This window comes from Cellvibrio sp., from assembly GCF_053579595.1.
The window spans coordinates 1-4,739 of record NZ_JBRFPI010000352.1; the positions used below are offsets into that span (position 1 = coordinate 1).

Consider the following 4,739-nt stretch of genomic DNA (forward strand, 5'->3'; position numbering starts at 1 on the left):
CTCCAGACGTTCGGGGTAGAGATCCCAGGCGATGACTACATTAATACCGTGCTCCATATAGGCGGGTGAGAGATTGATGCGCTTGAGGAATTGCAGTTTGCGGGCACCGTAACCCACCTCTTCTTTCAGTTCGCGATTAGCTGCCGCCAGCAGGGCTTCGCCCTGGTCGATCGCACCTTTAGGCAGCGCGAGGTGGTAATCCTCAATGCCGGCCGCATATTCGCGCACCAAAAGCACCGTATTTTCATCGAGCAAGGGTACAATAAGCACCGCCCCCGGCCCGCCTGAACAGAGCTTCTCGTAGGTGCGCTCTTCACCATTGCTAAATCGCAGGTGAATTTCATCGGCACGGAATAATCGGCTGCGCGCTACGGTCGCGCGCTTCAAAATACTGGGCTTGGTCGGCATAGGTTGAGTGCAGTTCGCAGAATGTGGTGAGACAATTTTATGATCAATTGGGACTTAATAGATACTGTCATGCTGGATATGGATGGTACCTTGTTGGATCTGCATTTCGATAATTATTTTTGGTTGGATCACCTGCCCCAGCGCTACGCGCAAATCCATAATGTCGATCTGGCTACCGCCCATCAAAAATTAAAGGGCGAAATCCATCAGTACGAAGGTACCTTGCAGTGGTACTGCCTGGAATTTTGGTCCAAGGCATTGGATGTTGATATCGTCAGCTTAAAAGACGAAGTCAAACACAAAATCCAGATTCGCCCCCATGTTGGCGAATTTTTGCAGCGGTTGCGCGCGCGTGGCAAAAAAGTATTGCTAGTAACTAATGCACACCCGCAAAGCCTATCGCTCAAAATGCAAGTGACCCAAATTGACCAATGGCTGGATGTGATTATTTCATCGCACGAATTTAACGAGCCAAAAGAATCGCAAAAATTCTGGCAGGAATTGCAAGCACGCGAACAATTTGATCCCGCGCGTACATTATTTATTGATGACACTGTGCGCATCCTCGATTCAGCCAAAACTTTCGGCATCAAACATTTGTTGGGCATCCACCAGCCTGACAGCAAAATTGAACGGCGCATGGAGCAGTACCCAGCCATCCATCACTTTGATGAAATTATGCCAGCGGTAATTTAATGTATGAGTAAGCAAAAAACTGAACAGGACGATGACGACGATAAAATCCGCATCGACAAATGGTTGTGGGCAGCGCGCTTTTTTAAAACCCGCAGCCTCTCCAAACAGGCGATCGACGGCGGCAAGATTCACTGCGATGGCCAGCGCATCAAACCCAGTAAAGAAGTCACAGTGGGTTTGGTATTAACTATCCGCCAGGATCTGGATGAAAAGATCGTCGTGGTAAAAGCCTTATCGGCACAGCGCCGTGGTGCACCGGAAGCGGCACTGTTGTACGAAGAAACCGAAGAGAGTAAAACCCAGCGCGAAAAACGCGCGGCGGAACGCAAGGCCGGCCTGGGCAGTTACATCATCAGCAACCAGCGCCCCAGCAAAAAAGACCGCCGCCATATTCATCGCTTCCAGCGCATTAATTTACTGGGCGACGAGAATTAATTGTTAATGAGATAACAGCTTTTTAATGAGACAGATTTATGCCAAGCAATGATTTACTGCACCGTTTTTTATTTGATGATTGCGATATCCGCGGTGAAATAGTCACCTTGGGTGACAGCTATCGCGAAGTATTAAGCCACAATCCGCAAGTGCCCGCTATTCGTCGTTTGCTCGGTGAATTTTTAGCCGCAGTTGGATTGTTATCCAGCACCTTGAAATTTGATGGGAAAATTATTCTGCAAGCGCGCGGTGATGGTCCCGTCAGTACCATTATGGCTGAGTGCAATCATCATAATGATTTGCGCGGCATAGTGCGCGTTAATCCTAATATAGAACTTAGCGATGAATTAGCCAATCACGCCAACCTGCAACAACTCTTGGGCAACGGTATTCTGGTCATCACCATTGAGCCACAACGCAGTGAAAATTTCGGCGGCACACTTGAACGCCATCAAGGCATAGTACCTATGGATGCAGAAAATCTTGCGGGTTGTTTGGAGCACTATTTTTACCAATCCGAACAGCTTTCCACCCGCTTGTGGTTTGCTGCCAATAACGATATTGCGACCGGATTTTTAATTCAGGCGTTACCGCACCAATTAATTACTAACGAGGAAGACAACCAGGATAAATGGGAAACCATTATCACCCTGGCTGACACTATTAAAGCGGATGAATTGTTGGAGCTGGAGCATTCAACAGTGCTCTATCGTCTATTCAACGAGCAACCGCTGCGCCTGTACGAGCCAAAGGCTTTGCGCTTTGCCTGCAGCTGCTCGCGCGAGCGCAGCGCTAACGCGCTCCTGGCGATTGGCAACGAAGAGGTTGAATCATTATTAATCGAGAAAGGTAGCATTGATATTGACTGCCAGTTCTGCAATCAGCATTACCATTTTGCAGCAGATGAAGTACGCAAATTATTGGGTGGCAATATACTTCATTGATTTTATTCATGTGTCTGTAGGTTGGAAAAACGCCCGATCTGCCTCCAGGTCGGGCGCTTTATTTTAATGCGGCAAACTTCAAACAAAAATATCCAATACCAACACACCCATCAATCCCATCACCCCAATAATCGTTTCCATCAGCGACCAGGATTTAAAGGTATCTTTTAAACTCAAATTAAAATATTCCTTATACATCCAAAATCCTGAATCATTGACATGGGAGCACATTAAACTACCAGCACCAATGGCCAACACCATCAGGTTTGGGTCAGCACCTGTCAGCGGAATAATCGGCGCAACAATACCGGCTGCAGTTAGGCCCGCAACAGTGGCCGAACCCAGAGCAATGCGGATAACGGTTGCAATCAACCAGGCCAATATCAAAGGATTGAGTGCAATATTTTCCAGCGAGTGCGCTAGCTGCTCGCTCACTCCGCTCACAACCATCACTTGTTTTAAGGCACCGGCACCAGCGACAATCAATAAAATAACGGCGATATCTTTAATTGCATCGCTATACACATTCATCACTTTACCAATGCTCATGCCGCGCTTTAGCCCCAAAGTCACTGTCGCTATGGCAAGTGCAATCATCAGCACTATCATCGAGTTACTTAGAAGTTTTATCAGCGGGGTTTCTGCAACCGCAGCGGGCAGGGTATAAACAGCAATACTGCTCAGTGCAATTAACAACACCGGCAACAATGCGGTAATAAAACTATTGGCGACGCCGGGTAATTCACTCTCTGGCAAATCAGTCGGTTTGAAGGTAGCAAGCGGTGTGCTTTGAATGGATTTCAAACGGGAGGAAAAAAGTGGGCCCGCGACAATCATGGTGGGAATGGCCACCATGATTCCATAAAACAATGTGGTACCCATACTCGCACCAAATTGCGGAATCAATGCAACAGGTGATGGATGGGGCGGCAGAAAGCCGTGGGTCACTGAGAGCGCAGCGAGTAGCGGAATACCTAAATACACTGCGGGCAATTTGGTTTGGTACATCACTGAAAATACCAGCGGTACTAACAAGACAAATCCGACATTGTAAAACAACGGTATACCGACGATAAAACCGGTGAGCATCAGCGCCCAGGTAATATATTTTGGCCCGCACCAATTCATTAAACTGCGACTGATTTGTTGCGCCGCACCCGACTCCGCAACAAGTTTTCCGAACATGGCACCGAGGCATAAAATAATCGCCAACGAACCCAACATAGCGCCAATTCCCGCTTCAATTGTTGCAGGAATTTTATCGAGTGGAATACCCAGCATTATCGCGGCTGATATGGCGGAAACCAGAAATGCGAGAAAGGGATTGAGTTTTAATCCGGTGATCAACACTACCAAGATCAGGATTGCTATGACGACTGCAGCTATGGCCATGGTTTTTCCTAGTATTTATTCGTTATTTTTTATTGTATACCTACTGATTAGATAATCAGATGGCTTCCGGCACTCCTTCAGTGACTCGCCGTAAATACGTCCTTGTAGGCTCGAATGCAGCATCCATGCAGCATACGGTCACTGAAGGAGTGCCGGAATCCATCTTCATCGCACTTGGCAAGGTACGATGAAATTAATTCATAAGAATTAAAACACCCGTATTAATTTACTTAATTTTTCACAATATAATCTTCCGGGGCTTATCAAAGCTTTCTTGCGCGAAATTTCCGGCCTTTTAATTTTCCATCCGACAGTTGTTTTAATGCAGCGCGCGCGATGCTGTGATCCACCGCCACATAAGCCGAAAAATCAAACATGTCGATTTTGCCAATTTTCTCAAATGGCAAACCAGCATCCTTGGTTAAGGCGCCGATAATATCACCTGGACGTAATTTATCTTTTTTACCACCATCAATATGCAAGGTCACCATGGTGGGGAAAGGGAGGGATTTTTTATCGGCTTGTGGCAGAGGCTCCAGAGCAATCGACTGATTCATATAATCTTCAAGACGATTGATTTTATGCACTTCTTTTTGCACGACTAAATTTAATGCCAAGCCAGATTCACCAGCACGGCCAGTGCGGCCAATGCGATGCACATGCACTTCGCTGTCGCGCGCCAAATCCACATTGATTACCGCATCCAATCCTTTGATATCAATGCCGCGTGCAGCAACATCGGTGGCAATCAATACCGAGCAACTTCTATTGGAAAAACGCACTAATACCTGGTCGCGCTCTTTTTGCTCCAAGTCGCCATGCAATGCCAAGGCATTCACACCCTGGTCACGCAAATAATCCAAC

The 4,739-nt window shown here is 47.0% G+C and carries 6 protein-coding genes; 3 read left to right on the forward strand and 3 right to left on the reverse strand.

The window, feature by feature from the left end:
• On the reverse strand, positions 1-408 hold a 408-nt coding region (nudE, locus tag ACWA6V_RS17415), incomplete at its 3' end, for an ADP compounds hydrolase NudE (RefSeq protein ID WP_449523683.1).
• Positions 409-447: 39 nt separating this feature from the next.
• On the opposite strand from nudE, the gene yrfG reads away from it, so the two are divergent.
• Genes yrfG through hslO form a run of 3 tightly spaced genes read left to right on the forward strand, consistent with a single transcriptional unit; the run spans position 448 to position 2,483 of the window.
• Complete coding sequence (gene yrfG / locus ACWA6V_RS17420; protein ID WP_449523684.1) at positions 448-1,104, forward strand: GMP/IMP nucleotidase; 657 nt, start codon at positions 448-450, stop codon at positions 1,102-1,104.
• Positions 1,105-1,107: 3 nt separating this feature from the next.
• The gene (locus ACWA6V_RS17425; RefSeq protein WP_449523685.1) at positions 1,108-1,539 is read left to right on the forward strand and encodes an RNA-binding S4 domain-containing protein; all 432 of its coding nucleotides are present in this window, start codon (positions 1,108-1,110) and stop codon (positions 1,537-1,539) included.
• 38 nt (positions 1,540-1,577) lie between these two features.
• The gene (hslO, locus tag ACWA6V_RS17430) at positions 1,578-2,483 is read left to right on the forward strand and encodes an Hsp33 family molecular chaperone HslO (protein ID WP_449523686.1); all 906 of its coding nucleotides are present in this window, start codon (positions 1,578-1,580) and stop codon (positions 2,481-2,483) included.
• Between the two features lie 78 nt (positions 2,484-2,561).
• On the opposite strand, the gene ACWA6V_RS17435 is transcribed toward hslO, so the two are convergent.
• Both ACWA6V_RS17435 and ACWA6V_RS17440 read right to left on the reverse strand, forming a co-directional pair.
• Positions 2,562-3,875, reverse strand: a complete 1,314-nt coding sequence (locus ACWA6V_RS17435) for a gluconate:H+ symporter (protein ID WP_449523687.1) — start codon at positions 3,873-3,875, stop codon at positions 2,562-2,564.
• Positions 3,876-4,138: 263 nt separating this feature from the next.
• Positions 4,139-4,739, reverse strand: a 601-nt coding sequence (locus tag ACWA6V_RS17440; RefSeq protein ID WP_449523688.1) for a DbpA RNA binding domain-containing protein, incomplete at its 5' end; no start/stop codon positions are given.